This is a genomic window from Rhodococcus sp. NPDC055024, from assembly GCF_053608585.1.
This window is the reverse complement of the sequence record NZ_JBSGVT010000012.1, coordinates 58,022-81,847: the sequence shown is the minus strand read 5'-3', so window position 1 is coordinate 81,847 and position 23,826 is coordinate 58,022. Positions and strand designations below refer to the sequence as shown.

At 63.6% G+C, this 23,826-nt stretch carries 22 protein-coding genes; 11 read left to right on the top strand and 11 right to left on the bottom strand.

Annotated elements, in window-relative coordinates; all coding sequences use genetic code 11:
• Position 1 precedes the first annotated feature (1 nt).
• From ACWF6P_RS23295 to ACWF6P_RS23285, 3 genes are all read left to right on the top strand, one after another.
• A complete protein-coding gene (locus ACWF6P_RS23295) occupies positions 2-643 on the top strand; it encodes a TetR/AcrR family transcriptional regulator (protein ID WP_452622680.1) in 642 nt (213 codons plus the stop codon).
• A gap of 97 nt (positions 644-740) precedes the next feature.
• Entirely contained in the window at positions 741-1,241 is a 501-nt protein-coding gene (locus ACWF6P_RS23290) for a nuclear transport factor 2 family protein (protein ID WP_283301938.1), read from the top strand.
• 25 nt (positions 1,242-1,266) lie between these two features.
• The gene (locus ACWF6P_RS23285) at positions 1,267-1,941 is read left to right on the top strand and encodes a pyridoxine/pyridoxamine 5'-phosphate oxidase (protein ID WP_452622679.1); all 675 of its coding nucleotides are present in this window, start codon (positions 1,267-1,269) and stop codon (positions 1,939-1,941) included.
• Between the two features lie 18 nt (positions 1,942-1,959).
• On the opposite strand, the gene ACWF6P_RS23280 is transcribed toward ACWF6P_RS23285, so the two are convergent.
• The 3 genes from ACWF6P_RS23280 to ACWF6P_RS23270 form a co-directional block, all read right to left on the bottom strand.
• A complete protein-coding gene (locus ACWF6P_RS23280; RefSeq protein WP_283301934.1) occupies positions 1,960-2,268 on the bottom strand; it encodes a hypothetical protein in 309 nt (102 codons plus the stop codon).
• A 334-nt stretch (positions 2,269-2,602) separates the two neighbouring features.
• Entirely contained in the window at positions 2,603-3,259 is a 657-nt protein-coding gene (gene pnuC, locus ACWF6P_RS23275) for a nicotinamide riboside transporter PnuC (RefSeq protein WP_452622678.1), read from the bottom strand.
• Positions 3,259-4,863 (bottom strand): peptide chain release factor 3, encoded by a 1,605-nt coding sequence (locus tag ACWF6P_RS23270; protein WP_378446546.1) that lies wholly within the window; start codon positions 4,861-4,863, stop codon positions 3,259-3,261. The genes pnuC and ACWF6P_RS23270 overlap by 1 nt, the downstream gene beginning before the upstream one ends.
• A gap of 352 nt (positions 4,864-5,215) precedes the next feature.
• On the opposite strand from ACWF6P_RS23270, the gene ACWF6P_RS23265 reads away from it, so the two are divergent.
• Positions 5,216-6,850 (top strand): fatty acyl-AMP ligase, encoded by a 1,635-nt coding sequence (locus ACWF6P_RS23265; RefSeq protein WP_452622677.1) that lies wholly within the window; start codon positions 5,216-5,218, stop codon positions 6,848-6,850.
• Positions 6,851-6,853: 3 nt separating this feature from the next.
• On the opposite strand, the gene pth is transcribed toward ACWF6P_RS23265, so the two are convergent.
• Both pth and ACWF6P_RS23255 read right to left on the bottom strand, forming a co-directional pair.
• Positions 6,854-7,426, bottom strand: coding sequence for an aminoacyl-tRNA hydrolase (pth, locus tag ACWF6P_RS23260; RefSeq protein ID WP_452622676.1), 573 nt, complete (start codon positions 7,424-7,426; stop codon positions 6,854-6,856).
• 109 nt (positions 7,427-7,535) lie between these two features.
• Positions 7,536-8,144 (bottom strand): 50S ribosomal protein L25/general stress protein Ctc, encoded by a 609-nt coding sequence (locus tag ACWF6P_RS23255; protein ID WP_230814263.1) that lies wholly within the window; start codon positions 8,142-8,144, stop codon positions 7,536-7,538.
• Between the two features lie 290 nt (positions 8,145-8,434).
• Between ACWF6P_RS23255 and ACWF6P_RS23250 the strand changes: the two genes are divergently transcribed.
• Complete coding sequence (locus tag ACWF6P_RS23250; protein ID WP_452622675.1) at positions 8,435-9,640, top strand: GAF domain-containing protein; 1,206 nt, start codon at positions 8,435-8,437, stop codon at positions 9,638-9,640.
• On the opposite strand, the gene ACWF6P_RS23245 is transcribed toward ACWF6P_RS23250, so the two are convergent.
• On the bottom strand, positions 9,637-11,097 hold the full coding sequence (locus ACWF6P_RS23245) for an FAD-dependent oxidoreductase (RefSeq protein ID WP_452622674.1): 1,461 nt from the start codon (positions 11,095-11,097) through the stop codon (positions 9,637-9,639). The genes ACWF6P_RS23250 and ACWF6P_RS23245 overlap by 4 nt on opposite strands.
• An 82-nt stretch (positions 11,098-11,179) precedes the next feature.
• Positions 11,180-12,361 carry an aminotransferase class V-fold PLP-dependent enzyme gene (locus ACWF6P_RS23240; protein WP_452622673.1) on the bottom strand — a complete coding sequence of 394 codons (1,182 nt, stop codon included), beginning with the start codon at positions 12,359-12,361 and terminating at the stop codon, positions 11,180-11,182.
• A gap of 14 nt (positions 12,362-12,375) precedes the next feature.
• Between ACWF6P_RS23240 and ACWF6P_RS23235 the strand changes: the two genes are divergently transcribed.
• From ACWF6P_RS23235 to ACWF6P_RS23210, 6 genes are all read left to right on the top strand, one after another.
• A complete protein-coding gene (locus ACWF6P_RS23235) occupies positions 12,376-13,650 on the top strand; it encodes an APC family permease (protein WP_452622672.1) in 1,275 nt (424 codons plus the stop codon).
• 78 nt (positions 13,651-13,728) lie between these two features.
• Entirely contained in the window at positions 13,729-14,952 is a 1,224-nt protein-coding gene (gene egtA, locus ACWF6P_RS23230; protein ID WP_452622671.1) for an ergothioneine biosynthesis glutamate--cysteine ligase EgtA, read from the top strand.
• The gene (gene egtB, locus ACWF6P_RS23225) at positions 14,949-16,256 is read left to right on the top strand and encodes an ergothioneine biosynthesis protein EgtB (protein ID WP_452622670.1); all 1,308 of its coding nucleotides are present in this window, start codon (positions 14,949-14,951) and stop codon (positions 16,254-16,256) included. The genes egtA and egtB overlap by 4 nt, the downstream gene beginning before the upstream one ends.
• A 1-nt stretch (position 16,257) precedes the next feature.
• Positions 16,258-17,004: an ergothioneine biosynthesis protein EgtC gene (egtC, locus tag ACWF6P_RS23220; protein ID WP_452622669.1), complete on the top strand. Its 747-nt coding sequence runs from the start codon at positions 16,258-16,260 to the stop codon at positions 17,002-17,004.
• Positions 17,001-17,972, top strand: a complete 972-nt coding sequence (gene egtD / locus ACWF6P_RS23215) for an L-histidine N(alpha)-methyltransferase (RefSeq protein ID WP_452622668.1) — start codon at positions 17,001-17,003, stop codon at positions 17,970-17,972. The genes egtC and egtD overlap by 4 nt, the downstream gene beginning before the upstream one ends.
• A 132-nt stretch (positions 17,973-18,104) precedes the next feature.
• Positions 18,105-19,310: a PQQ-dependent sugar dehydrogenase gene (locus ACWF6P_RS23210; protein ID WP_452622667.1), complete on the top strand. Its 1,206-nt coding sequence runs from the start codon at positions 18,105-18,107 to the stop codon at positions 19,308-19,310.
• Positions 19,311-19,324: 14 nt separating this feature from the next.
• Here the strand turns inward: ACWF6P_RS23210 and ACWF6P_RS23205 are convergent, their stop codons facing one another.
• The 4 genes from ACWF6P_RS23205 to ACWF6P_RS23190 form a co-directional block, all read right to left on the bottom strand.
• On the bottom strand, positions 19,325-20,212 hold the full coding sequence (locus ACWF6P_RS23205) for a cyclase family protein (protein WP_452622666.1): 888 nt from the start codon (positions 20,210-20,212) through the stop codon (positions 19,325-19,327).
• Positions 20,212-21,792 (bottom strand): SLC13 family permease, encoded by a 1,581-nt coding sequence (locus ACWF6P_RS23200; protein ID WP_452622665.1) that lies wholly within the window; start codon positions 21,790-21,792, stop codon positions 20,212-20,214. Before ACWF6P_RS23200 ends, ACWF6P_RS23205 begins: the two co-directional genes overlap by 1 nt.
• 79 nt (positions 21,793-21,871) lie before the next feature.
• A complete protein-coding gene (locus tag ACWF6P_RS23195) occupies positions 21,872-22,528 on the bottom strand; it encodes a hypothetical protein (RefSeq protein ID WP_349307339.1) in 657 nt (218 codons plus the stop codon).
• Between the two features lie 239 nt (positions 22,529-22,767).
• Positions 22,768-23,748, bottom strand: a complete 981-nt coding sequence (locus ACWF6P_RS23190) for a ribose-phosphate diphosphokinase (protein WP_020970292.1) — start codon at positions 23,746-23,748, stop codon at positions 22,768-22,770.
• Positions 23,749-23,826: the final 78 nt, after the last annotated feature.

Below are 23,826 nucleotides of genomic sequence, written 5' to 3'. Positions count from 1 at the left end.
AATGCAGACCGGAAAGAAAACAGGGCGGCCGCCGACGTTGTCGAGACTGGACATCGTCGAGGCTGCCCTGGCTGGTGATCTGAGCGAATTGACCATGCCGAATGTGGCAAAGCGTCTGGGCGTCAGTCATTCTGCTCTTTATCGCTACTTCGCCGACCGTGAAGCGCTGCTGCGGGCCTGCTCGGATCACGTTGTGCGTCAGACTGTGTGGCCGGACACGGATCGTCCGTGGCGTGAATTTCTCAAGGACCTCTGCGACGTTCTGTGGTCTTCGTTCGAGCGTCATCCTGGTCTTGCCCAGGTAGGTCTCGCTGTTCCGGGCACGCCGCCGGCGTTAATCGAGATCGTGGAGAAACTGGTCGGTTCGTTGACTGCGCAAGGCTTCACACCACACGACGCGGTACTGGCGGTGGACTTCATCTCCGAGGTGACGATGACTCAGTTCGCGATGATGGCGGCACTGGACAAGACCGTCAGTTCCGCGGATTCGCGTTCTGCACGCCAGGCGTATCAGGAGAGTTGGAATGCGTCGGAGTCGTTGATCGAGGGGATCGGCGACGAATCGACGTGGCACGGACGAGGTTGGTTGGACGAGAAGATCACGATCATGCTCGACGGCCTGGAAAGGCGTGTTATCGGCTGACATTTCTACTAGCTTTGAGAGTAATGCCCGTTTACGCGTGATACAGGCTAATGTGCACACATAGGACGGGTGGTTGCTGCACCGGGAGGCGGGGATCATGGATCTCGAAGCGATTGTTCTCATCCAAAGACTCAAGTACCGATACGCACGCGCCTTGGACACGAAATCGTGGGTCGAATTCGCCGACACTCTGACCGTCGACGCCACCGCGATCTACGGAGAGCAACTCAGTTTCGATTCCCGAGATTCATTCGTCTCCTTCCTCGAGAACACCCTCGGCTCGCACATCATCACCGAACATCAATGTGGGCAACCCGAGATCGACGTCGACGGAGACACCGCAACCGGGATCTGGTGCCTTGCGGACACGGTGGTCATCCCCGAAGACGGCATGCTGCTTCGTGGATCGGCTTTCTATCACGACAGATACACCCGCTGCAGCGACGGTGAATGGCGAATCTCCCACACGAGCTACGAGCGCACCTGGGAATCCGTGGTGGCGCTCGCCGACATGCCGAGTTTTCGATTGACGTCCAACAAGTGGGCACTGCTGCAGCAACCCTCGTTCGGTGACTCGATCGTTCGCAACGTCTCCTGAAGCCGCCCGCGATTAGAGTCGGCTCATGGTTGACGCAGATTTCTCGCTGCCGGACGTCCGGGCATGGATTCGCGGTATTCCCGCACTGACCGGAACTCCGCCGCCCGCGCCTGAACGTTTTCCGGAGAACCCAGGAGAGTTGTTCCTCGACTGGCTCTGTGCGGCCGTGGCCTTCGGGGTCGTCGAGCCACACGTGTGTGCGCTCTCGACCGTGGACGGCGACGGTATGCCTGATTCGCGCTTCCTCATCCTCAAGGACGTGACCGAGGGTGGGTTCTGGTTCTCCGGTTCGGCTACATCGCCGAAAGGTATTGAGCTGAAAGAAAATCCGCGGGCATCGTTGGCGTTCTACTGGCGTGAGACGGGCCAGCAGGTCCGGATTCGCGGATTGGTTCGTGAGGGCGACGACGCACTTCGGCGCCGAGACTTCGTCGAACGCTCCGTCACGGCGAGAGCGGTGGCGACGGCAAGTAAGCAGAGTCAGGTGCTCGAAGACGTCGACGCGTACGACACGTCGGTGGCCGCTGCGGAAGCAAGAATCGGCGACGACCCAGGGTTCGTGTCGAAGGACTGGCGTGCGTGGTGCCTCGAACCGGAGTCTGTCGAGTTCTGGCAGGCAGACTCCGGGCGTCGGCATCAGCGGTGGTTGTACCGGCGTGGCTCGAACCGAGCATGGACACGCGCAGTGCTGTGGCCCTGAAGAACAGCTGGGCCGAGCTCAGCTGGCGCTGATTTCCGGCGACACGAGGTTGACGACGATCGACTGTCCGCCGAGCTTGGCGTGGATTTCTGGGTGTTCGAACCCCGAGGACAACAGGTAGCTGCCGAGCATCGTGAGCAACTCGTCCAGATCCATCGTGGGATCGGAGGAATGGGTGCTCGAGGGTGAGGCCTGATTCGCGATCAGTTCGGTGTGGGTGAGACGCCCGGCCACTCGAACGGCGGCTACGCCCATCGCGTCGCGCCGTACGACGGTGCGACTCCGAGTCTCGAGTGTCCTCGATGATTCGCGTGTTGAAGCTGGCACTGAAAGGTCCTCTCCGCTGCTGTGTGCGGCCGTGGTTCGGGTGGGAAGCGGAAACGTGAAGGCATCCGATTGCTTGGGTGCGGTCGACAGAAAATCCGCTGTGGCGGTGGCGCTGCCGGAACCGTTGCCAGTGGAAACATTGCTCGCGGAACCGTTACCCGCGGAACCGTTACTCGCGGAACCGTTACTCGCGGAACTACTGGCTCTCGATCCGTTTCCGGAACCGTTGGGACCCGTTATTCCGTGAGAATTCTTGTCTTCCATTGTTTCGCTCCTGATGCCCGTAAACAGACCGCTGGTTTGCTTAATCGACGCAAACATACCAGGAGTTCGTTTACGGTCGCACCCCTTGTGGAGTTCGACGTTGAATGCGCAGCCACATCGCGAAACCCCACAGTACGAAGAATGCGTAGACCAGATAGAGGATCGCCGACGGGTAATACCCGGCCCGGAAAAGAAGGGGAACACCGACGGCGTCGACGCCGATCCAGATGAGCCAGAACTCAGTCCAGCCGCGTGCCATGCCGTACGTCGCGAGGATGGATCCGGTGAAAATCCAGGCCTCCGCCCATGCCCCGTACGAGCCGAGAAGGTCGAAGATCCAGGCGAAAGCGATTGTGCCGCTTGCCATGACGGCGATCATGGCGACGCGCTCGCGAGTGGTCGCCCAGTGCGGCAGGACTGCGCGACCGGAGTCGCGAGCCCCACGTCGCCACTGAGTCCATCCGTAGACGCTGACGGTGATGAACAACAACTGACGGCCGGCTTGGCCGTAGAGATTGAGCTCTTGCGGCGTGTGGAAAAGCGCGCCCATGAACACCGTGAACAACAAGGCATTTCCGGCTATACCGACAGGCCACGCCCATACCGAGCGTCGTGCTCCGGCGATGGCGGAGCCTATTCCGAACGCGTTTCCGATGATCTCTCGCCAGAGAATCGTGGCGCTGCCGATGTGCAGTTCGGCGTCGAACAGCGCCTCGATCAGACTCATCAGTCCGCGGCAGCGACGAGGGGTTCGAGCGTCAGATCCGGAAGTTCCTTCTGGATGTACTGCAGGCGCCACTTGTCGCTGACAAGAGCGAGCAGAACACCGTCGGATCGGGTGAAGACCTCCACACCGCGCTGACGGTTCAGTTCGACCTCGGACGCGGCGTCGGTACGACGGGCCAATGCATAGCCGAGGGGTTCCATCTTGGCCTCGACGTTGAACTCGGCCTTCATACGCGCTGCGACAACTTCGAACTGCATCGGGCCGACGGCCGCCATGACAGGGGAGGCGTCGCCGCGGATGTCATTGCGAAGAATCTGGACGACGCCCTCGGAGTCGAGTTGGTCGACAGCGCGGCGGAACTGCTTGTACTTGCCTGCGCTTTCGGCGCGCAGGATCGAAAAGTGTTCCGGCGCGAACGACGGGATCGGCGGGAACTCCACCTTCTTCTCGGTGTACAGCGTGTGGCCGGGCGCGAGGGCGGTGGCGTTGACGAGACCGACGACGTCGCCGGGAAACGCGGACTCGACAGTGGAACGTTCGCGGCCGAACACCGTCTGCGCGTACTTGGTCGTGAAGGGTTTGCCGGTTTGGGCGTGCGTGACGACCATGCCGCGCTCGAACACGCCGGAGACGATGCGCATGAATGCCAGACGGTCACGGTGCGCGGTGTCCATACCGGCCTGCACCTTGAAGACGACCGCACTGAACGGATCGGTGACCTCGCGCGGCTTGCCGCTCAGGTCTTCGCGGCCTCGCGGCGGCGGCGCCAATTCGACGAGGGTGTCGAGGATCTGGCGGACACCGAAGTTGAGCATCGCGGACGCGAAGATCACCGGGGACGTCTGACCGGCGAGGAACATTTCCTGATCGTGGTCCTGGCCGGTAGCGGAGAGCAGTTCACTCTCCTCGGCCGCGGTCTCCCACTCGGAGCCTTCCTTGGCGAGTGCGGCTTCGGCGTCCATGACCTCTTCGGGGGCGATCTTCGCGCCGCCGGCGGTACGGGTGAAGCGGACGTACTCGCGAGCCTCACCGTCTTCGCCGCGACGCAGCAGTCCGCGGAAGTCGCCGGCGATGCCGACGGGCCAGTACAGGGGAGTGGGTGTGAGGCCGATCCGCTCGCTGATCTCGTCGAGCAGTTCGAGCGGAGTCTGGCCGGGGCGGTCCCACTTGTTGATGACCGTGATGACCGGAATACCGCGGTGACGACACACCTGGAACAGCTTGAGCGTCTGCGGTTCGAGACCCTTGGCAGCGTCGATGAGCATGACGGCTGCGTCGACCGCGGTCAGGACGCGGTACGTGTCCTCGGAGAAGTCGGAGTGACCGGGGGTGTCGACGAGGTTGATGACGTTGATCTGCTCGTCCGGGGTCTCGGACGAGTGGTAGTTGAACTGCAGTGCGGTGGAACTGACGGAGATGCCGCGGGCCTTCTCCATTTCCATCCAGTCCGAGACCGTCGACTTGCGGCCGGCTTTGCCGTGGACGGCACCTGCCTCGGAGATCTTCTTCGCGTGCAGTGCCAGCGCTTCGGTGAGCGTCGACTTACCGGCGTCAGGATGCGAGATGACGGCGAAGGTGCGGCGACGCTCCGCCTCGGCTGACAAACCCTTGGTGGTCGTCGTGACCGCAACCGACCCGCTCTCGGTGGAATCGGGGCCTTCGGTGTCGGACTGGACAGTCGAGTCGGAAGGGACGGTCGAGTCGGACGGGGTAGTCAACGAAGAACCTCTCGAAGTGGGCGTCAGTGCCGGCGACGTGCCGGTGCGCGGACAGGTGGAGAGTGCGGCAGCACAACAGAGAAAGGATACTCGCAGACCACGATGCAATAACCACTGCGGCGTAACACTCGGCGAACGATCGCTGATTATCCAAGTATGTGTGTGTTCGAACACACAGCCATTTGTGTCCTGCGAAGAGTTGCACTGATCGAAGAGTGACACTGACCGAGGAGTTGCGTTGAGCAAGTTCACCGAAGAGATGTATGCGACCGCCGCAGTCACCGACCGCGGCCTGGTGACGGGAGAGCCCGACAACGCTTTCCGTCAGACCTGGGGCGACATCCACCAGGAGGCGCGGCGCATGGCCGGCGGCCTGGCCGAGGTCGGTATCGACCGTGGCGTTGCGATCGGCATTCTCGCTGGACAGCCCGTCGACATCGCGCCTGCCTGCCAGGCGACGTGGATGCGCGGTGCGTCGGTGACGATGCTGCATCAGCCGACCCCCCGAACGGATCTGGGTGTCTGGGCTCAGGACACCGAGACGGTGATCGACATGATCTCGGCAAAAGCCGTGATTCTGGGCGCGCCCTTCGATGCGGCCAAGCCGCTACTCGAAGAGCGTGGCATCACCGTCGTGACGGTGGACGAGCTTCGTGGCGGAGTGTCGATCGATCCCGTGGAGACGGTCGAATCGGATATCGCACTCCAGCAGTTGACGTCCGGTTCCACCGGTTCGCCCAAGGCCGTGCAGATCACGCACGAGAACTTCTACACAAACGCATACGCGATGATCAACCGCATCAAGTTCTCCATCGAAGACGACGTGATGGTGAGCTGGCTTCCGCTGTTCCACGACATGGGCATGGTCGGGTTCTTGACGGTTCCGATGCAGGTGGGCGCCGAGGTCATCAGCATCACGCCGATGGATTTCCTCCGCACTCCGGTGCTGTGGGCGGAACTGATGGGCAAGTACGGCGGAACTGTCACGGCCGCACCGAACTTCGCATACTCCCTCTTGGCGCGTCGACTCGCACAGGCAGAGGACGGGGCGGTCGACCTGTCCAGCGTCCGATACATGTGGAACGGTGCCGAGCCGGTGGATCCCGACACGATGGATGCCCTCGCCGCGGCCGGCGCGCGTTTCGGTTTGAACCCGACAGCGCTGGCTCCCGTGTACGGAATGGCGGAAACCACCCTGGCGGTGTCGATTCCGGATCCCGATCAGGGGCAGGTTCTCGACTACGTCGATCCCGATTTCCTCGAGTCGATGTCCCGCGCGGTGCCGTCCAATCGCCCCAATGCGCGCGCCCTTGCGACGCTCGGAAAGATGGTGCCTGACCTCGAGGGACGCATCGTCGACCGTGACGGCCAGGTGCTCCCGGCCCGAGGCGTCGGAATCATCGAGGTTCGCGGCAAGGCAGTCACCCCCGGATATGTCACAGTCGACGGACACAAGCCGGCCCAGGACGCCGACGGTTGGCTAGACACCGGTGACGTCGGTTATTTCACCGAAGAAGGCCTGGTTGTGGTGTGCGGGCGAGTCAAGGACGTCATCATCATGGGCGGCCGGAACGTGTATCCGACCGACATCGAGCGGGCGGCCGGAAGCGTTGCCGGTGTGCGCCCGGGAAATGCAGTCGCCATTCGCCTGGATGCCGGCCAGAAGCGTGAGAGCTTTGCCGTCGCGGTCGAGACCAACGCTTTCGAGGATCCGGAAGAGGTCAAGCGCATCGAGCGCGAAGTGGTCCACGCCGTGGTCGCCGACGTCGGCGTGCGCCCTCGTGCCGTTGCGGTCCTTGGTCCCGGCAGTATCCCGAAGACGTCGTCGGGAAAGCTTCGCCGCGCCAATTCAGCTGCCCTGCTGGGTAACTGATTGTCAGTGCAGACGGTTCTGTGCTGCCTCGAGCCCGAGTTCGAGCAGTAGTTCCACTGCATCCGCAGCTTCTTCGCACACGAGATCGAGTTCTTTTCGCTCCGTGGACGAGAACGGCTTGAGAACGTAGTCCGCCGGGTCCATGCGGCCCGGCGGGCGACCGATCCCGACGCGCGTGCGCAGGTAGTCCTTGGTGGTCAACGAATTCGAAATGGACCGCAGCCCGTTGTGGCCGCCTTCGCCGCCGCCGAGTTTGAGCCTGATGGTCCCGAAATCGAGATCCAGTTCGTCGTGGACGACGATGATGTTCGCGGCATCGACCGAGAAGAATCGTGCGAGACCGGCGACCGCGCCGCCCGAGAGATTCATGTACGAGCGCGGCTTTCCGAGGATCACGCGTCGGCCGGCGAGGCGACCTTCGACGATCTCGGCGCCACTCTTCTTGTGTACGTTGAACTTTCCGCCCATGCGTCCGGCAAGGGTGCCCGCGACCATGAAGCCGACGTTGTGCCGGGTCTTCTCGTACTGCGGGCCGGGGTTACCCAGGCCGATGACGAGGGCGGTATCTGTGCTCAACGGACGCTACTTTCTGACTTGTTCTTTTTTCCTGCTACGCGCGAACGGCGCGTCACTCCGAATCGGAATGACGCGCCGCGCGCAGTGAGTTCTGTAGGAACCGAGAGGATCAGGCCTCTTCTGCAGCCTCGTCGGCGGCGGGAGCTTCTGCGCCCTCTTCGAGGTCAGCCTCGGTCGGTGCAGCAACGACGTTGACGATCAGGGTGTCAGCGTCAGCCTGCAGGACGGAGCCGGTGGGCAGTTCGAGCTGGCTTGCGAGGATCTGGGTGCCGATTTCGAGGCCCTCGACCGAAACCTCGATCTGCTCGGGGATGTGGAGGGCGTCTGCCTCGATGGAGATGGTGGATGCATCCTGCGCGACCATGGTGCCTGCAGCAGCGTCACCGACGACTACGACGTGAACGTCGATGGTGACCTTCTCGCCCTTCTTGATGACGAGGAGGTCAGCGTGCTCGATGTAGCTGCGGATGGGGTGCACGACGACCGACTTGGTCAGTGCAACCTGCTCCGTGCCCTCGATGTCGAGGGTGAGGATGGCGTTGGTGCCCTGTGCGCGGAGGATGCGAGCGAAGTCGCGAGCCGGCACGTTGAGGTGGCGGGGATCTTCGCCGTGGCCGTACAGAACCGTGGGGACCTGGCCGTCGCGACGTGCGCGGCGAGCTGCGCCCTTGCCGAATTCGGTGCGGACGACGGCGACGAGGTTGTTTTCTTCAGACATGATGAAACGGCTCCTACAACTCACGGGGTTCGTGCTCGGTTTACTGACGTGTGGTTTTGCCTGCGGCAAGGCGGACAGGCGCGCACACGGCCAGGAGCGAAACGCTCGAGCTGAGCCGTAGCCGCGTCGATCACGGTAAACCTGCAACGTGTGGAACTGCTGCGATTCACCCTCGCCGAGACAACTTTGGATACGTTACCGGAGTTTGCTCCTCGCCGCTAATCGCAGGTGGCGGCGACCTGGCCGTGTGGACGTGGTTCGCGTCACATCGAAAGCGGTAGCCTGACGGAGTGACCACCGTGGGAAACGCTCCCGAAGGCAGTCGGCTCGGTGCCGTCGTGCCGGGTACCGATCTGTCGCAGCATGCTCGCCTTCTCAGTCGGGTGCACGACGCAGTCCTCTCCGGGCAGGAACCACCGGCACAGCCGCGGACCGTCGTGGCACGGTCGTGGTCGAGAGTGGCCGCGGGCGGGCTCACGCCGGATCACTGCGGCGCATCTACTGTCGCTGATTTCTCCGAGTTGGAGTCGAGGCGTTCGCGTACCGCACTGCGCGCGGTTCTGCCCGAGTTGCGAACCACGCTGACCGAGGTGGCCGAGGACGCAAACTTCATCGTGGTCGTTGCCGATGCCGATGGTGTCCTGCTCTGGCGCGAGGGCGCGAAGGCAGTCAAGCGTGCGGCGGACGCACTCGGATTCGCCGAAGGTGCGCGCTGGTCGGAGCAGTCGGTCGGTACCAACGCTATAGGTACGGCGCTGATCGAAGATTCTGCGGTGCAACTCTTCTCGGCCGAGCACTATGCGCCGACGCACCACAATTGGTCGTGTACCGGTTCACCCGTGCACGATCCGCGGACGGGCGAGATCCTGGGAGTTGTCGATATCAGTGGGTCCGCAGCCTCGGTGCATCCCACCACCGTTGCGTTGGTCCGCACCGCGGTTCGCCTCGCGGAGGCGACGCTCTGGCGCGAGCACGCAGCTCAGCTCGAGCGTCTGCGCTCGCGGGCAGCACCGTTGTTCGCGGCCGGGACGGGTCCGGCATTGGTGGTCGACGAGTTCGGTTGGGTGGCCGGCGCCAGCGGGATAGCCGCGCCCGACCGCGTGGCTGCGCCGAGCGCGGGAAAGCCCGTCATCGTGCCGGGGCTGGGGATGTGTCTGCCCGAGCCCCTCGGGGACGGCTGGCTGTTGCGCACCGGCGTCGGCGGGCCGGTGATCGAGCTGGAGCTGTCCCTCGGCGCATCGCCGCAGGTGACGGTGCGTGGTGACGCCAACTGGACGCGAGCGCTCTCGCCGCGGCACGCTCAGATCTTGAGGGCCCTGGCAGCCGTCGGTTCGGCGGGCGTGGATGCCGCCGGCCTGAGCGAAGTGCTCTTCGGTGATCGCGAGCACGTGGTGGCAGTGCGCGCCGAGGTATCCAGACTGCGAAAACACCTCGGCGCGGTCCTGCAGACTCAGCCGTACCGCTTTGCCGACGGCGTGCGGGTCGTGGTGATCTAGCGCGCCGCGCTGATTCCGGCACGTCGTCCGAAGAAGCTGCCGTCGCCGAGGCTGGTTCCGCTGGCGTAACCACCTGCGCACACACCGGACGTGCACCGGCCCGCCGCGAACAATCCGGGAATCGGCTCACCGGAGACGTGCAGGACCTCGGAGTCGACGGTGGTCTTCAACCCGCCGAGGGTAAATCCGCCGGTGCGTCCGCGCAGATCGATTGCCGCGAACGGGCCGACGATCGGCTTCACCCACTCGGACTTCTTCCCCAGCACCGGATCCGACCCTTCAACCGCGTGCCGGTTGTAGAGGTCGACGGTCGATTGCAGAGATCCGGCGGGCAACCCCATCTCGGCTTCGAGTTCCTCGACGGTTTCCGCCACCCAGGTCGGCTGCGCCCGCAACTGCGCACTGGACGATTCGGCATTCACGCCTTCCTCGTATGCAGCTTCGTCGATGACGAGGAATGCCTGGTTGTCCTGCTGGAACAGCGTTGCCTGGCCGATGCGGCCGGGGTAGGTGTCCTCGGGGATGTATCGCTGACCGCGGCCGTTGACAAGAATGCCGCGCACCATCAACTGCGGGTCGCAGAAGAACGCGACCTCGGTGGCGTCCATGTGCGCGGTGTCGGCGCCCAGCGCCTGACCGATCTGGATTGCGCGGCCGTCGTGCGCCTCGATGGAGGCCGCCGGGTGGCCGAAGATACGCGGTGCGTTCGAGCGCACCATCTCGTTGTTGTACGCGAAGCTGCCCATCGCCAGCACGACGCCCTTGCGTGCGCGAATCGCGACGTCTTTGCCGTAACGCTTGGCGACTACGCCGACAACTCGATCGCCGTCCACCACCAGAGTCTGGACGCGCAGATCGTATTCTGCTCGGACACCGAGCTTTTCGGCCGTCTCGACGAGCGGCTTCATCAGCATGTAGCCGCCGCCCCGCTCACCGGTGTTCTTCTCGGACATCTGCGGAACGTGTCCGCGGGGCGCGGGATCGACGAGGGTGTTGAACGGTGCGGAGTTCTCGCCGCCCGAGTACATCAGGCCGTCGTCGTACGGCGGTTCCCAGCCGGGCTGACCCCAGAAGGACTCCTTGAACGGGACGCCGGCATCGACGAGCCAGTTGTAGTGGTCGACACTGCCCTCGCAATACGCGTCGATTTTCGCGTCGTCGGTTCCGGGGCCGAGCGCTGCCTTCATGAACGTCTTCATGTTCTCGACCGAATCCTCGAACCCACACGCCTTCTGTAGCGGCGTTCCACCGCCCAGATAGATGAAGCCACCCGCCAGCGAAGCTGCTCCGCCCCAGCCACCCGTCCGCTCCAGGACGAGGACCTCGGCGCCGGACCGCGCTGCTTCGATCGCAGCGGTGACGCCGGCGATGCCGTATCCCGCGACGACGACGTCGGCCTCGTAGTCCCAGGTGGTGATGTCGGCAGCTGAGATCGGTTTGACGGTGGGGTCGGCCATGCGAAGCGTCCTCTCGGAATGCGAAACTACTGGTCGCCACACAGTCGCAGCTTCGACCTCCGCAGATGAGGCATGGTCCCGGTCAACGGGAGGTTTGCACACTCCTGACCGCACCCAGAAATGTGTCCAGGTCGGCTTCGTCGACGAAGTAGTGCGGCGATGCCCGAACCACGGCGTCGAGCCCGCGGGCATCCATGTCGAGGAGCGTGGACCCGCGACCGCTGACGGTGACGGTGATGTTCTGTGCTGCAAGCTGATCCCGAATCAGGTGTTCGGAAATACCGTCGACGGTAAAGGAAACGATGCCGCTCAGATGGGTTCCTCGATCGCGGACTTCGACTCCGGAAATCGCTGCCAGACCTTCCCTCAATGCGCAGGCTCGGGATTCGATCTGCTCCCACACCGTGTCGGTGCCGATCGAGAGCAGATAGTCGGCGGCGACGCCGAGACCCAGGCGCGCAGCGACACTCGTTTCCCAGAGTTCGAATCGTGTTGCGTCCGGCGCAGGGACGAAGCTGTTCTCGCTGGTCCATTCCGCTCCGTGCAGGTCCATTGCAGCGGGTTCGAGCGCGTCGACGAGTCCGGGGCGGACGTACAGGAATCCGGTTCCGCGTGGCCCGCGGAGCCACTTGCGGCCGGTGGCGCTGAGCGCGTCGACGCCGAGTTCGGTGACGTCGATGGGCAACTGGCCGACGGACTGGCACGCGTCGAGCAGGACGAGAGAGCCGTGGGCTCTGGCCAATTCGACTACCTCACGGACCGGGTTGATCAAGCCGCCGTTGGTGGGGACGTGTACGACGGAGACGAGTCGAACCCGATCGTCGAGCATGTTCTCGAGTGCCTCGAGGTCGATGCATCCGTACTGATCACTCGGAATGACCTCGATGCCGGCGCCGGTGGAACGCGCCCGCCCCAGAGCGGCGATTGCGTTGCTCGCGTACTCGACTCCGCTGATCAGGATTCGATCACCAGGTCCGAGTGGAACGGCAGCGTAGAAGTCGTTCCACGCGCGGGTTGCACTGTCCGTCAACGCGATATCGGTTGCCTGGGCGCCGATGACGCGGGCGAGTGAATGCGGAACAGCAGCCAGTGCGCCGCTCTGGCGAGCAGCGGCGACGTACCCGCCGACGTCGGCTTCACGTCGCAGGTGCTCGATCATGGTGGTCAGCACTGGCTCGGGCGGGAGCGAGGATCCCGCGCTGTCGAGGAACACCTTGTCGAGGCATCCGGGAGTGTCGCGGCGGATCGTGTCGAGATCGAACATGGCACCTTCCGTTCATGTCGGTGTGGTTCAAACTACCTGTGAACGAAGCTGTCCCGATGGAGCGAAGACTGGGCACGGCCGACGCCGTGGTGATCGGCCTCGGCGCGATGATCGGCGCCGGAGTCTTCGTGGTGTTCGCGCCCGCTGCCGCAGTAGCGGGTACCGGGTTGCTGCTCGGCCTGGCGATCGCAGCGTTCGTCGCCTACTGCAATGCGACGTCGTCGGCGCAGCTTGCGGCCAGATACCCCACGTCAGGTGGGACCTACGTCTACGGACGTGAGCAGCTCGGACCCTGGTGGGGGTTTGCCGCAGGCTGGTCGTTCGTGATCGGGAAGATCGCGAGTTGCGCGGCAATGGCTCTGACCTTCGCGACGTACGTCGCTCCTGCGGCCTGGCGTGTTCCCGCCGCCGTCCTGGTGGTCGTGGCCCTGGTAGCAGTCAACTACCGCGGAGTGACGCGGACGGCGCAGATGGCCAGGGCTATCGTCGCCGTGTCGACGACGGCATTGGGTGTGGCATTGCTGGTTGCCGTCGTGGGACCTGGTGCAGTGCGTGAGCTCCCCGACCTCGTGTTCGGGTCGTGGTACGGAATTCTGCAATCGGCGGGGCTGCTTTTCTTCGCCTTCGCCGGTTACGCCAGGATCGCGACGCTGGGGGAGGAAGTGCGTGATCCGCGCCGCACGATTCCGCGGGCGATTCTGATTGCACTCACCGCCGCGGTTGTCCTCTATGCGCTGGTAGCGGTGGTGCTGTTGGTGACGTTGGGGCCTGATCGGCTGGCGAATTCGGCGCGGCCCCTGGCCGATGCGGTGGGCGCAGCCGGGTGGACCTGGGCCGTTCCCGTGGTGGTGATCGGTGCCGCGGCGGCGTCGGCGGGGGCGCTGCTGGCTCTGATCGCCGGGGTGAGTCGCACTGCGATGGCGATGGCCCGCGAGAGTGATCTGCCCGTTGCCCTCGCTGCCGTCCATCCACGGTTCGCAGTCCCTCACCATGCCGAACTTGTGGTCGGAGCTGTTGTGATCGTTCTGGTTTCGACAACCGATCTTCGTGGCGTGATCGGTTTTTCGTCGTTCGGAGTGCTGCTCTACTACTTCGTCGCGAACGTGAGCGCGTACAGCCAGCGCGGAGTGGACCGGATGTATCCGAAGTGGCTGCAGGCAGTCGGGGCGGCTGGTTGTCTCGTTCTGGTGGTCACACTTCCGTGGATCGCGGTTGTTTCCGGGGTAGGTGTGGTTCTGGCCGGTTGTGGGTACCGGTGGATACGACTGAAGAAATTCAACGACACGTAACACCACAATGGGTGCATCTCGGACGTAGGCGTTCTATCGTCGGTAACGACCGCGAAGACCGCCCGAAGGGGAAGTCGAATGGTGACAGCAGCGTTGACAGCAGCACAGACCACGCAGGTGGATTCGCGTCCTGCGGCCGAGGCCTACGTCGGTGGTGTGTGCTTCAAACAGGGGCCACCCCGCTTGGTCGGAGCCGAGGTCGAGTGGCTGACCAGGCAAGATCCCGGTGGGGAGCGGCCATCCGCCGCGACGCTGGCGAGAGCGCTCGGGCGACACGCACCCACCAGCATCGACCCGGATTCACCGGCGGTTCCGCTTCCTCGTGGCAGCCTGGTCACCGTAGAACCTGGCGGACAGATCGAACTCTCGTCCGCACCGCGCACGTCCGCCCGCGAACTGTGTGACTGTCTCGACGAAGACCGTCGGACTCTCGAATCTCTTCTCGCGTCGTACTCGATCGAAATCAGTTCGGCTGCCGCCGACGTCGCCCGCCCCCCTTCCCGCATTCTCCGGTTGCCGCGTTACTGCGCAATGGAATCCCGCTTCGCCGGGATAGGCCCGTACGGCACCTTGATGATGTGCAATACCGCAGCAGTGCAGGTCAGTGTCGATGCCGGCGGGAGTCCGGAGTCGATCGCTCAGCGTTGGCGGCTCCTCGGGGACATGGGTCCGGCTCTCGTCGCGGCGTTTGCGTGTTCTCCACGCTTGCAAGGGGTTCCGAGGGGAGATTGGGCTTCTCAACGCATGCGGACGTGGCTCGAACTCGATTCCTGGCGCACCGCCGCAATCCCGGAAGCGCAGGACTACGCAGCCTGGGCGCTCGACGTTCCGCTCATGTGTGTGCGAAACGAAGGCGATGATTGGACGGCTCCGCGGGGCGCGACTTTCGCGGACTGGATCGCCGGCGCCCTGGATGCCGAGATCGGACGTCGCCCCGTCTGGGCGGACTTGGACTATCACCTGTCCACGCTGTTCCCGCCGGTTCGCGCTGTCGGCCATCTGGAGGTTCGCTACATCGACGCACAACCGGGAGATTTGTGGCGAGTGCCGATAGCAGCGGTCGACGCGTTGCTGTCCGGGCCAGCCGTGATGCGCGAGGCGAGTGATGCTGCAGCGTCGACGGCCGGGAGGTGGCGGGATGCGGCAGAGTACGGTCTGGACGACGTCGAACTGCGTTCGGCGGCAACATCTCTGATGTCGCTTGCCGCGTCTTATGCGCCGGAGCCACAGTTTGTCCGTCTTCTCGATGCCGCAGCCGAACGGTGTTGTCGCGCAATTGTGCCCGGTGAGAGCGACACATGACAGGGGAGATCACCAAGGAAGCGGTCGAGGCCGTACTTCTGCGAGCGCGTGAGCGGTCGACGCTGCTCACCGACTGCGTCGACGATACCGAATTGATCGCTCAGCATTCTCCGTTGATGAGTCCGCTGGTGTGGGACCTGGCGCACATCGGCAATCAAGAGGAACTCTGGCTGGTGCGCGATGTCGGTGGCCGTGATCCGGTGCGTAGCGACATAGACGAGCTGTACGACGCTTTCAAGCATTCGAGATCGTCGAGACCGACACTTCCCCTGCTCAACCCGGCCGAGGCGCGCGAATACGTACGTACGGTTCGTGGGAAGGTCTGGGATGTGCTCGAAGCCAGCACGTTCGGGCGCACAGAACTCGACGTGGACGGCTTTGCGTTCGGGATGATCGCGCAGCACGAACAGCAACACGCCGAGACCATGCTCGCGACACACCAATTACGTTCGGGGCCCACGGCACTCGTTGCGACACCCGCTCCGCAAGCGGCCCGCATGCCGGAACTCGACGAGGTCACCATCGCGGCCGGCTCCTTCGTCATGGGGACCGACGACGAGCCGTGGGCACTCGACAACGAGCGCACTGCACATCAGGTCTATCTCACCGACTTCGCAATCGACAGATTCCCGGTGACCAACGGGCAGTTCGTCGAATTCATCGAGGACGGCGGCTATTCCCGACCGGAATTGTGGTCTCGAGACGGTTGGCGGCATCGCGTCGACGCGAAGCTTCGAGCGCCTCTGTTCTGGGAACATGACAGTTCGGGTTGGTGGCACGAGACTTTCGGCGTCGAGGCTCCGGTTCCACCCGACAAGCCGGTTGTGCACGTGAGCTTCTACGAAGCCGAGGCCTACGCGTGCTGGGCAGGCAAACGGCTTCCCACCGAGGCGGAATGGGAAAAGGCCGCGCGGTGGGATCCGGAATCCGGGAGATCACGACGGTTCCCGTGGGGGGACGCGTCCGCAGACGAGAATCTTGCCAATCTCGGTCAGCGCCATCTCGGTCCAGCGGGCGTCGGCTCGTACCCGGCGGGTGCGTCGGCAGCAGGTGTCGAGCAGTTGATCGGCGACGTGTGGGAGTGGACCTCTTCGGGTTTCCATCCGTATCCGGGTTTCCGGGCCTTCCCGTATCGGGAGTATTCGGAGGTGTTCTTCGGCGGCGACTACAAGGTGTTGCGAGGGGGATCGTTCGGGACCGACAGCGTTGCCTGCCGGGGGACGTTCCGCAACTGGGACCATCCGATCAGGCGCCAGATCTTCTCGGGTTTTCGCTGCGCCAGAACGATTTCGGGTAGATCCTGACATGTGTCGGCACCTCGGGTATCTCGGGCCGCCGCGTTCGGTTCGTGAACTCATCCACGACGGCGAGAACTCACTGATGCGCCAGTCGTGGGCACCTCGCGAGATGCGTGGCGGCGGGACCATCAATGCCGACGGATTCGGCGCGGTGTGGTGGAACGACGGAAGGCAGGGGCGGTATCGCAGCATTTCGCCGATCTGGTCGGACCCGACCGTCGACGAGACGTTGTCCCACATCGTTTCCGGATCCGTTCTCGCCGCCGTCCGTTCCGCGACGGAGGGGATGGCCGTCGAGATCGGTGCCTGCGCACCGTTCGTCGACGGAACCTACGCTTTCAGCCACAACGGAGCGGTATCCGGTTGGCCTGGTTCACTTGCCGAATTGGCGGCAGAACTTCCGGCCGTCGAACTGCTGAAGATGCCCGCCCCGACGGATGCTGCCCTGTTGTGGACAGCGCTTCGGCATCGGTTGAAGTCGAAACCCGCGGAGGTTGCCGTGACGAGCCTGGTTCACGATGTGGATGCGGCGGCACCGGATTCACGACTGAACCTCCTGTTCGGCGACGGGCAGGAACTGTGGGCCACGGCGTGGGGCCACACCTTGTACACGCGGGTCGACGAGTCGCGGGCCCTGATCGTTTCCGAACCGTTCGATCGATCGCCGGACTGGGAGCAGGTGCCCGACCGGCATATCGTCTGCGCGCGTCCTGGGCATTTGATCATCACCCCGATACCGATGGGAGAACAATGAAAACCCCTACGCTCGAGGTTTATCTGACACCGGCCGAATCGGTCGACGCACTGCGCGCCGAGGCCAGAGAGGGTTTGACCGCCACACCGAAGTGGCTCTCGCCCAAATGGTTTTACGACGCGCGTGGAAGTGAACTGTTCGAGGAGATCACGGCCCTACCCGAGTATTACCCCACCCGCACCGAGCGCGGCCTGCTCGCGCAGTACGCCGACGAGATCGCTGCGTTGACCGAACCCGAGATCCTGATCGAACTGGGTTCCGGTTCCTCGGAGAAGACTCGGTTGCTGCTCGATGCGATGACCGCGCGCGGAACTCTGCGAACGTATGTACCGCAGGATGTTTCGGTGACCGCACTGGAAGGCGCGGCGCGGCAGGTCGGTGCCGAATTCCCCGGGATCGATGTGGTCGGGGTGGTCAGTGACTTCACCGGCTCGCTGCATCATCTGCCCGGTGGTGGACGGCGGGCGGTCGCGTTTCTCGGTGGAACTCTCGGCAATCTCGTTCCGGCAGAGCGCGCCGAGTTCCTCTCGGGCATTGCAGCCGTGCTCGATCCCGGTGAGAACCTGATCCTGGGCGTGGGATTGGTGATCGATCCCGCAGTCCTCGTGCCCGCATACGACGACGCTGCCGGTGTGACCGCGCAGTTCAATCTCAATGTTCTCTCGGTCCTGAACAAGCAACTGGGAGCGAACTTTCCCTTGGAGGACTTCCGTCACGTCGCGCTCTGGGATGCCGAGAACGAGTGGATCGAGATGCGGCTGGAAGCACTTCGTGAACTCTCGGTCCGGATCGACGACCTGGATCTGGAGATCACCTTCGCAGCGGGCGAGCAACTGCGCACCGAGATCTCGGCGAAGTTCACCGAGGACGGGATTGCCGCGGAGCTGGCGTCCGCGGGCTTCGGGGTGCGGAAGGTGTGGACGGATCAGGATCAGCGCTTCGCGCTGTTGTGCGCGCAGCGGGCGTGAGCGTTCACTAATCGACTCTAAACGCGGGTTTCCGCGTCTGGGAACGACTTCTGTGCGCTCGGTTCCGGCAGCGCAGACCGATTTGTCTGTTTATAGTGAGGCGCAGAACGGTTTCCGACCCGAGGAGAACGCGTGCGTCATCCGAAGCTCGCCGCATTGACCGTGGCCTTGACTGCAGTACTGGTGATGCCGGTAACGCAGAGCGTGGCCCAACCCTTCCCCTTCGACCCCGGCAGTTTCGGCAACGGAAGTACAGGGTCGCTGGGCGGTGAAGACCCGGACATCCCCATCGAGGACACCCTCCCGCAGTTGTCGGTCACCACACTGGTCGACGGACTCGACCACCCCTGGGACGTAGTGGCGGCCCCGGACGGTGCAATCCTGACCGGACAACGATCCGGCGGATTCTTCGTTCGCCGAGGCGACAACACGACAGGTCCAGTCGCTGCTGACCTTTCGGATCTCTACGCGCAGTCCGAAACCGGCCTCATGGGCATTGCGCTTGCCCGCGATTTCGCTCAATCGCGCACCCTGTACACCTGTCAGGGATTCAGCGCCGGGGGAGTCACGGACGTTCGAGTGATCTCGTGGACCGTCGACGCCGGATGGACCGCACTGACGCGAACCGGAACTGTATTGCCAGGAATCCCGGTCTCGTCCGGGCGTCACGGGGGTTGCCGAATTCTTGCGGCCCAGGACGGAACGCTGTTCGTCGGAACGGGTGACACCGCGACGCCGAGCGTTCCGCAGGATCCGAATTCGCTGGGCGGCAAGGTCTTGCACATCAACGCCGACGGAACTCCGGCGGCGGGAAATCCGAATGCAGGCAGCCCCGTCTACACGCTCGGGCACCGCAACGTGCAAGGTTTGGCCGTGCAACCCGGAACCGGCCGGGTGTACTCGGTTGAACAGGGCACGAGCGTCGACGACGAAGTCAACCTGCTTACCCCCGGCGGAAATTACGGCTACCGCCCGGATCGGCTTCCCGGAACGTACGACGAATCCGTGCCGATGACCGACCCGGTGCGAGTGCCGGGAGCAATTGCGGCGGTGTGGCGTTCGGGTAGCTCCACGTTGGCTACCGCCAGCGCTGCCTTCACCGGTGGAGCTGCATGGGGTGCCTGGGACGGTGCGCTCGTAATGGGTGGCCTCAAGAGCAAGGAACTGATCTTCCTCCGCCTCAGTGCCGACGGCCGTTCGGTCGACGCTCAGACCTTCGGATTGGTGAACCAGTTCGGGCGCTTGCGCTCGGTGACTCCGACGGCGGACGGCTCGCTCCTGGTGACCACGGACAACGGAACAGGTGACAAGGTGCTCCGGGTGACACCCACGCCGTAAACCTCAGTCATCCGTCAGTACCAGGCGATAACCCGGCACGGACCACCAGAGCCACCAGCATGCGTCGGCGCTCCCACCATCACGGTAGCGCCGACGGCTGGAAGTGCGGACAGGTTTGCAAGGGCTTCGACCGCGTACTTTCCTGAGCCCAAGGCGCTTCGGTGGGCCCCGTGGGTCGTGCTTCGGCCCGCGTCGATGCTGAGGGTGTCCGAGCCCACGGCGACGATGTCGCGCTCGCGGACGAGAAAGTCGATCGCCTCGGGGGCGAATCCCGGTGTGTGCTGCACGCCGAGTGCATCTCGATTCGTGAAGGCTCCACCGGCACCGGCCCGGGTATCCCAGCCTGAGTTCATCGCCACCAGGCTGCGGGGAGCGATCGTCCCGTGGAGGGTTTCCCAGTCGAGGACGTCCTGGCGGGTGAGCAGTGTGTCAGGGTCGACGGAGGCTCGGGCACTGATGTCGATGACCGCAATCGGTACGACGAGGTCGGCAACCGGAATCTTCTCGACGGTGATTCCGTCCGCACTGGCGTGAGCAGGCGCGTCGATGTGAGTACCGGTGTGTTCCTCGAGACGGAGTTCGTTGAGGTAGAAGTTTCCGCCGAAACCAGCGGACCCGAGCGAGCCCAGAGACCCGCCGGCGTCGGCGATCTTCGCCAGGTTCCTCATCTCGAACGAGCGCGCGCCCGGCCACACCGGGAAATCGGGCGTCAGCACGTGCGTCAGATCGACGATGGTCTGACCCGCCGGCGCTGCCGACGCAGTGGGCTGCACCGCGCCGGCCACGACGGTTGCGCCTAGCGCCGTAGAGCCGAGCGCCGCGAACATCGATCGTCGGCTGACCTTCCTGCCTTCTCGTCCGATCGATTCGTAGACCTCCGACAACACCTTCGGGGAGCACATCAGAAACTCCAGATCACTGGGATCAACACGGTCGCAACTACCAGGAACCACAACAACATCGGGAGCCCGAGCTTCCAGTAGTCGCCGAACTTGTACCCACCAGGGCCCATCACCATCATGTTCGCGGGAGTGGCTACGGGCGTCAGGAAGGAAGCCGCGGCAGCGACGGTGACCGTCATCAGAAGGGGCAGCACCGAAATGTCGAGTTCGCCTGCTACCGAGATGGCGATCGGCGTGATGATCAAGGCGGTCGCGGTGTTGCTGATCAGCTGACCCAGAGTCGCCGTCACGACAAACAGTCCGGCGACAACGACATAGGGGCTAGCACCGCCGACGACGTCGACGAAGGCATGAGCGAGTTTTTCGGCTGCGCCGGTCTGCTGGATCGCGGTCGAGAGCGGGATCATTCCGCCGACGAGAATCAACGTGGTCCACGAGATGGACCGATGTGCCTGCTCCACGCTGATGACTCTCAGCAGCACCATCGCACACGCAGCGAGGAGTCCGGCTATCGCCGACGGCACCAATCCGAAGGTCAGTAACACGACCATCGCCGCGACGACGACGAGGGCGATGACTGCGCGGGTTCCCAACGGTGCTGCTTGCTTACGGATCTGAGCAGGTGCGTCGACCACAAGGAAGTTCGGATCGACTGCGGTGTGGGTGTCGAGATCGTCCCAGCTGCCTTGCAGGAGAAGCGTGTCACCGGCCGCCAACTTGACGCCCTTGGGGCCGCAGTCCTCACCGGCGCGCTGGACTGCGAGTATCACCAGATCTCCGCTGTCGGTCACCATGCCCGGAAAAGCCCTGTCGCCGATCATTTCCGAGCGCGGCGGGATGATCACTTCGACCACACCGTCGTACTTGGTGATCAAGGGTTCGGCGGACGGGGCATCGGTGCCCATGAGGCGATATTGCTTCGCGAGGGTTTTGGCGTGCCGACTCAGATCAGGTGACATGGACGTCCCCGCACGATGTGGGAGGACGTGGGGCCCGAGAAGCACGGCGATCGCAATAGTTCCCAGCACCAGCGGCGCACCGACCAAAGTAAAACTGAAGAACCCGAACGCGCCGGCCCCGGATTCTTCGGCTGCTTCGGAAACGATGATGTTGACCGGCGTTCCGGTCAAGGTGAGCATCGATCCGGCATGGGCGGCAAATGCCAACGGGAGAAGCAGTTGTGACGTCGATTTACCCAGACGCACCGCCAAGACGACCACCATCGGTACCAGTGCGGCTACGGCCCCGTTGACACTGATCAAGGCGGTCAACGCAGCAACCAGCAACATGATCGCACTCACGAGACGGACTCGGGATTCACCGACTTTCGCCAGCAGTTTCTCACCCGCCCAGGTCGTGACGCCGGTGGCGTCGAGGGCCTCGCTGACGACAAAAAGCGCGGCGATGAACACCACCGTGGGATCGCCGAATCCGGCGAGCGCCTGCTCCATCGTGATCACACCGGCGGCGTACAGCGCCAGGGCAGTGCCGATCGCGATGATGCCGACCGGGATTCGGCCGATTACGAACAGCGCCACGACCAGTGCAAGCACGACAAAAGTGATGGTGATGTCATTCACGATTCGTAAAGGTACCTGCTCATACAGAACGGCCCCGTCTCGCAAGTGAGACGGGGCCGTGGGATGGACGCGAGGAGAATTAGTTGGAGGCGGCGATGCGGGCCTTCTCGAGAGCGGCCAGGGTGCGAAGAACCGTGGCCTTCTGCTTGTTCAGATCGCTCAGTCGTGCGCGAGCCGGCAACCCCTGTGCGAGTTCGGCGACCTTGATCTGCTCGTCGATCGAACCGAGCTGATCGAGAAGCCCTAGGACGCGCGTCTGGAGCGTGTCGATGTCCACGGTGTCCGTCTTGACCGGAGCGGCAACGCGCGTCGCTGTGCCCGTGCTGGAGGGGCGAGAAGCCCGCGCGGGTGACGCGTCGGCGACAACCGTTGCGGCGCGGGGCCGAATTGCCTTGCGAACAGCGGCCGCATCGGGAAGGACGTCCATGCGGATCTCGTTCAGGACTCGGCGTGCCTCGCGTGCGTTGACGCGGTACTCGCGCTCTTCGTCGTCGTCGGACTGCAGCGTGCCGCCGAGCGGGCGCAGACCGTACATCCCGAGGAAGCGCTTGGCGTCGTCGATGATGCCTTCGTTTTCACGGCATTTTCCACAGCGGGGTTCGTTGCGGAACATGTCCACGGAGTTGTCGTCTCCGCACCAGACACAAGATCCTGGGCGCCACCGCCGGATCGTCGGAACTGATGAATTCAGAGAATGAGATTCGGGCCGGGATTCCAGGGTTTGCGCGTCGATCACGACGAGCCACACTAGGCGAAGATTGCGGCGCGGTGAACACCGCCCCAACATCGACCTGGGTTTCTCGACGCGGGCGTGATCAAGATCATGCTGTTTGCCGCATTTTCTGGTATTCGTGTGTCGCACAGGTGGTTTCATGATGACCGCGTGGTCTGTTTTCGTGGGGTTCGCGAAGACGACTACGGGCGCGTACCGGTGACAGTGAAGTCACAGGTACGCGCCCGTAGTGCGGCGGAAGACTAGGCGCTGCCGTTGAACAGCGAAGTCACAGAACCGTTCTCGAAAACTTCCTTGATGGTGCGAGCCAGCAGCGGTGCGATGGACAGCACCGTCAGCGTCGGGAACTTCTTCGACTCGTCGATCGGAAGTGTATTGGTGACAACAACTTCCTTCGCACCACACGTCGACAGACGCTCGGCCGCAGGGTCGGAAAGGACGCCGTGGGTTGCGGCGATGACGACGTCACCCGCACCGGCCTCCTTGAGCACCTTGACCGCGCCGGCGATCGTTCCGCCCGTGTCGATCATGTCGTCGATCAGGATGCAGGTGCGACCTTCGACATCACCGACGACGCGGTTGGACTTGACCTGGTTGGGCACCAACGGATCGCGCGTCTTGTGAATGAACGCCAGCGGTGCTCCGCCAAGCGAGTCGGCCCACTTCTCGGCAACACGAACGCGGCCCGAGTCCGGGGAGACCACCGTGATGTTCTCGAGGTTGTATCCCGCGCGAATGTGGTTGGCCAACTGGCTGTGTGCGTGCATGTGATCGACGGGGCCGTCGAAAAAGCCCTGGATCTGATCGGTATGCAGGTCGACCGTGATGATGCGATCCGCGCCGGCAGTCTTGAGCAGGTCTGCGATCAGGCGAGCGGAGATCGGCTCGCGTCCGCGGTGCTTCTTGTCCTGGCGGGCGTACGGGTAGAACGGAAGAACGGCAGTGATGCGCTTTGCCGACCCACGCTTGAGAGCGTCGATCATGATGAGCTGCTCCATCACCCACGTGTTCAGCGGTGCCGGATGACTCTGCAGGACAAACGCGTCGGAGCCGCGAACCGACTCTTCGAATCGAACGAAGATCTCACCGTTCGCGAAGTCGCGCGCGGTCTGCGGGGTGACGCTGATGTCGAGTTCCTTCGCCACCTGCTCCGCCAACTCGGGATGTGCGCGACCCGAGAACAACATCAGGTTCTTCTGGTTGTCGATCCAATTCGCAGTCACTGGTTCATGCCATCCTTTTGTACTTGCCGGTCGATCTGGTGGTGATCTGTGCTGTCTGGTCGTGCAGGGCTGTCTGGT

Excerpts from the sequence above, each read along its gene's own strand:
- ACWF6P_RS23295 (WP_452622680.1), top strand. The coding sequence starts at position 2 with ATGCAGACCGGAAAGAAAACAGGGCGGCCGCCGACGTTGTCGAGACTG.
- ACWF6P_RS23290 (WP_283301938.1), top strand. The coding sequence starts at position 741 with ATGGATCTCGAAGCGATTGTTCTCATCCAAAGACTCAAGTACCGATAC.
- ACWF6P_RS23285 (WP_452622679.1), top strand. The coding sequence starts at position 1,267 with ATGGTTGACGCAGATTTCTCGCTGCCGGACGTCCGGGCATGGATTCGC.
- pnuC (WP_452622678.1), bottom strand. The coding sequence starts at position 3,259 with ATGAGTCTGATCGAGGCGCTGTTCGACGCCGAACTGCACATCGGCAGC.
- ACWF6P_RS23255 (WP_230814263.1), bottom strand. The coding sequence starts at position 8,144 with ATGTCTGAAGAAAACAACCTCGTCGCCGTCGTCCGCACCGAATTCGGC.
- ACWF6P_RS23245 (WP_452622674.1), bottom strand. The coding sequence starts at position 11,097 with ATGGCCGACCCCACCGTCAAACCGATCTCAGCTGCCGACATCACCACC.
- ACWF6P_RS23240 (WP_452622673.1), bottom strand. The coding sequence starts at position 12,361 with ATGTTCGATCTCGACACGATCCGCCGCGACACTCCCGGATGCCTCGAC.
- ACWF6P_RS23235 (WP_452622672.1), top strand. The coding sequence starts at position 12,376 with ATGTCGGTGTGGTTCAAACTACCTGTGAACGAAGCTGTCCCGATGGAG.
- egtA (WP_452622671.1), top strand. The coding sequence starts at position 13,729 with ATGGTGACAGCAGCGTTGACAGCAGCACAGACCACGCAGGTGGATTCG.
- egtB (WP_452622670.1), top strand. The coding sequence starts at position 14,949 with ATGACAGGGGAGATCACCAAGGAAGCGGTCGAGGCCGTACTTCTGCGA.
- egtC (WP_452622669.1), top strand. The coding sequence starts at position 16,258 with ATGTGTCGGCACCTCGGGTATCTCGGGCCGCCGCGTTCGGTTCGTGAA.
- egtD (WP_452622668.1), top strand. The coding sequence starts at position 17,001 with ATGAAAACCCCTACGCTCGAGGTTTATCTGACACCGGCCGAATCGGTC.
- ACWF6P_RS23205 (WP_452622666.1), bottom strand. The coding sequence starts at position 20,212 with ATGTGCTCCCCGAAGGTGTTGTCGGAGGTCTACGAATCGATCGGACGA.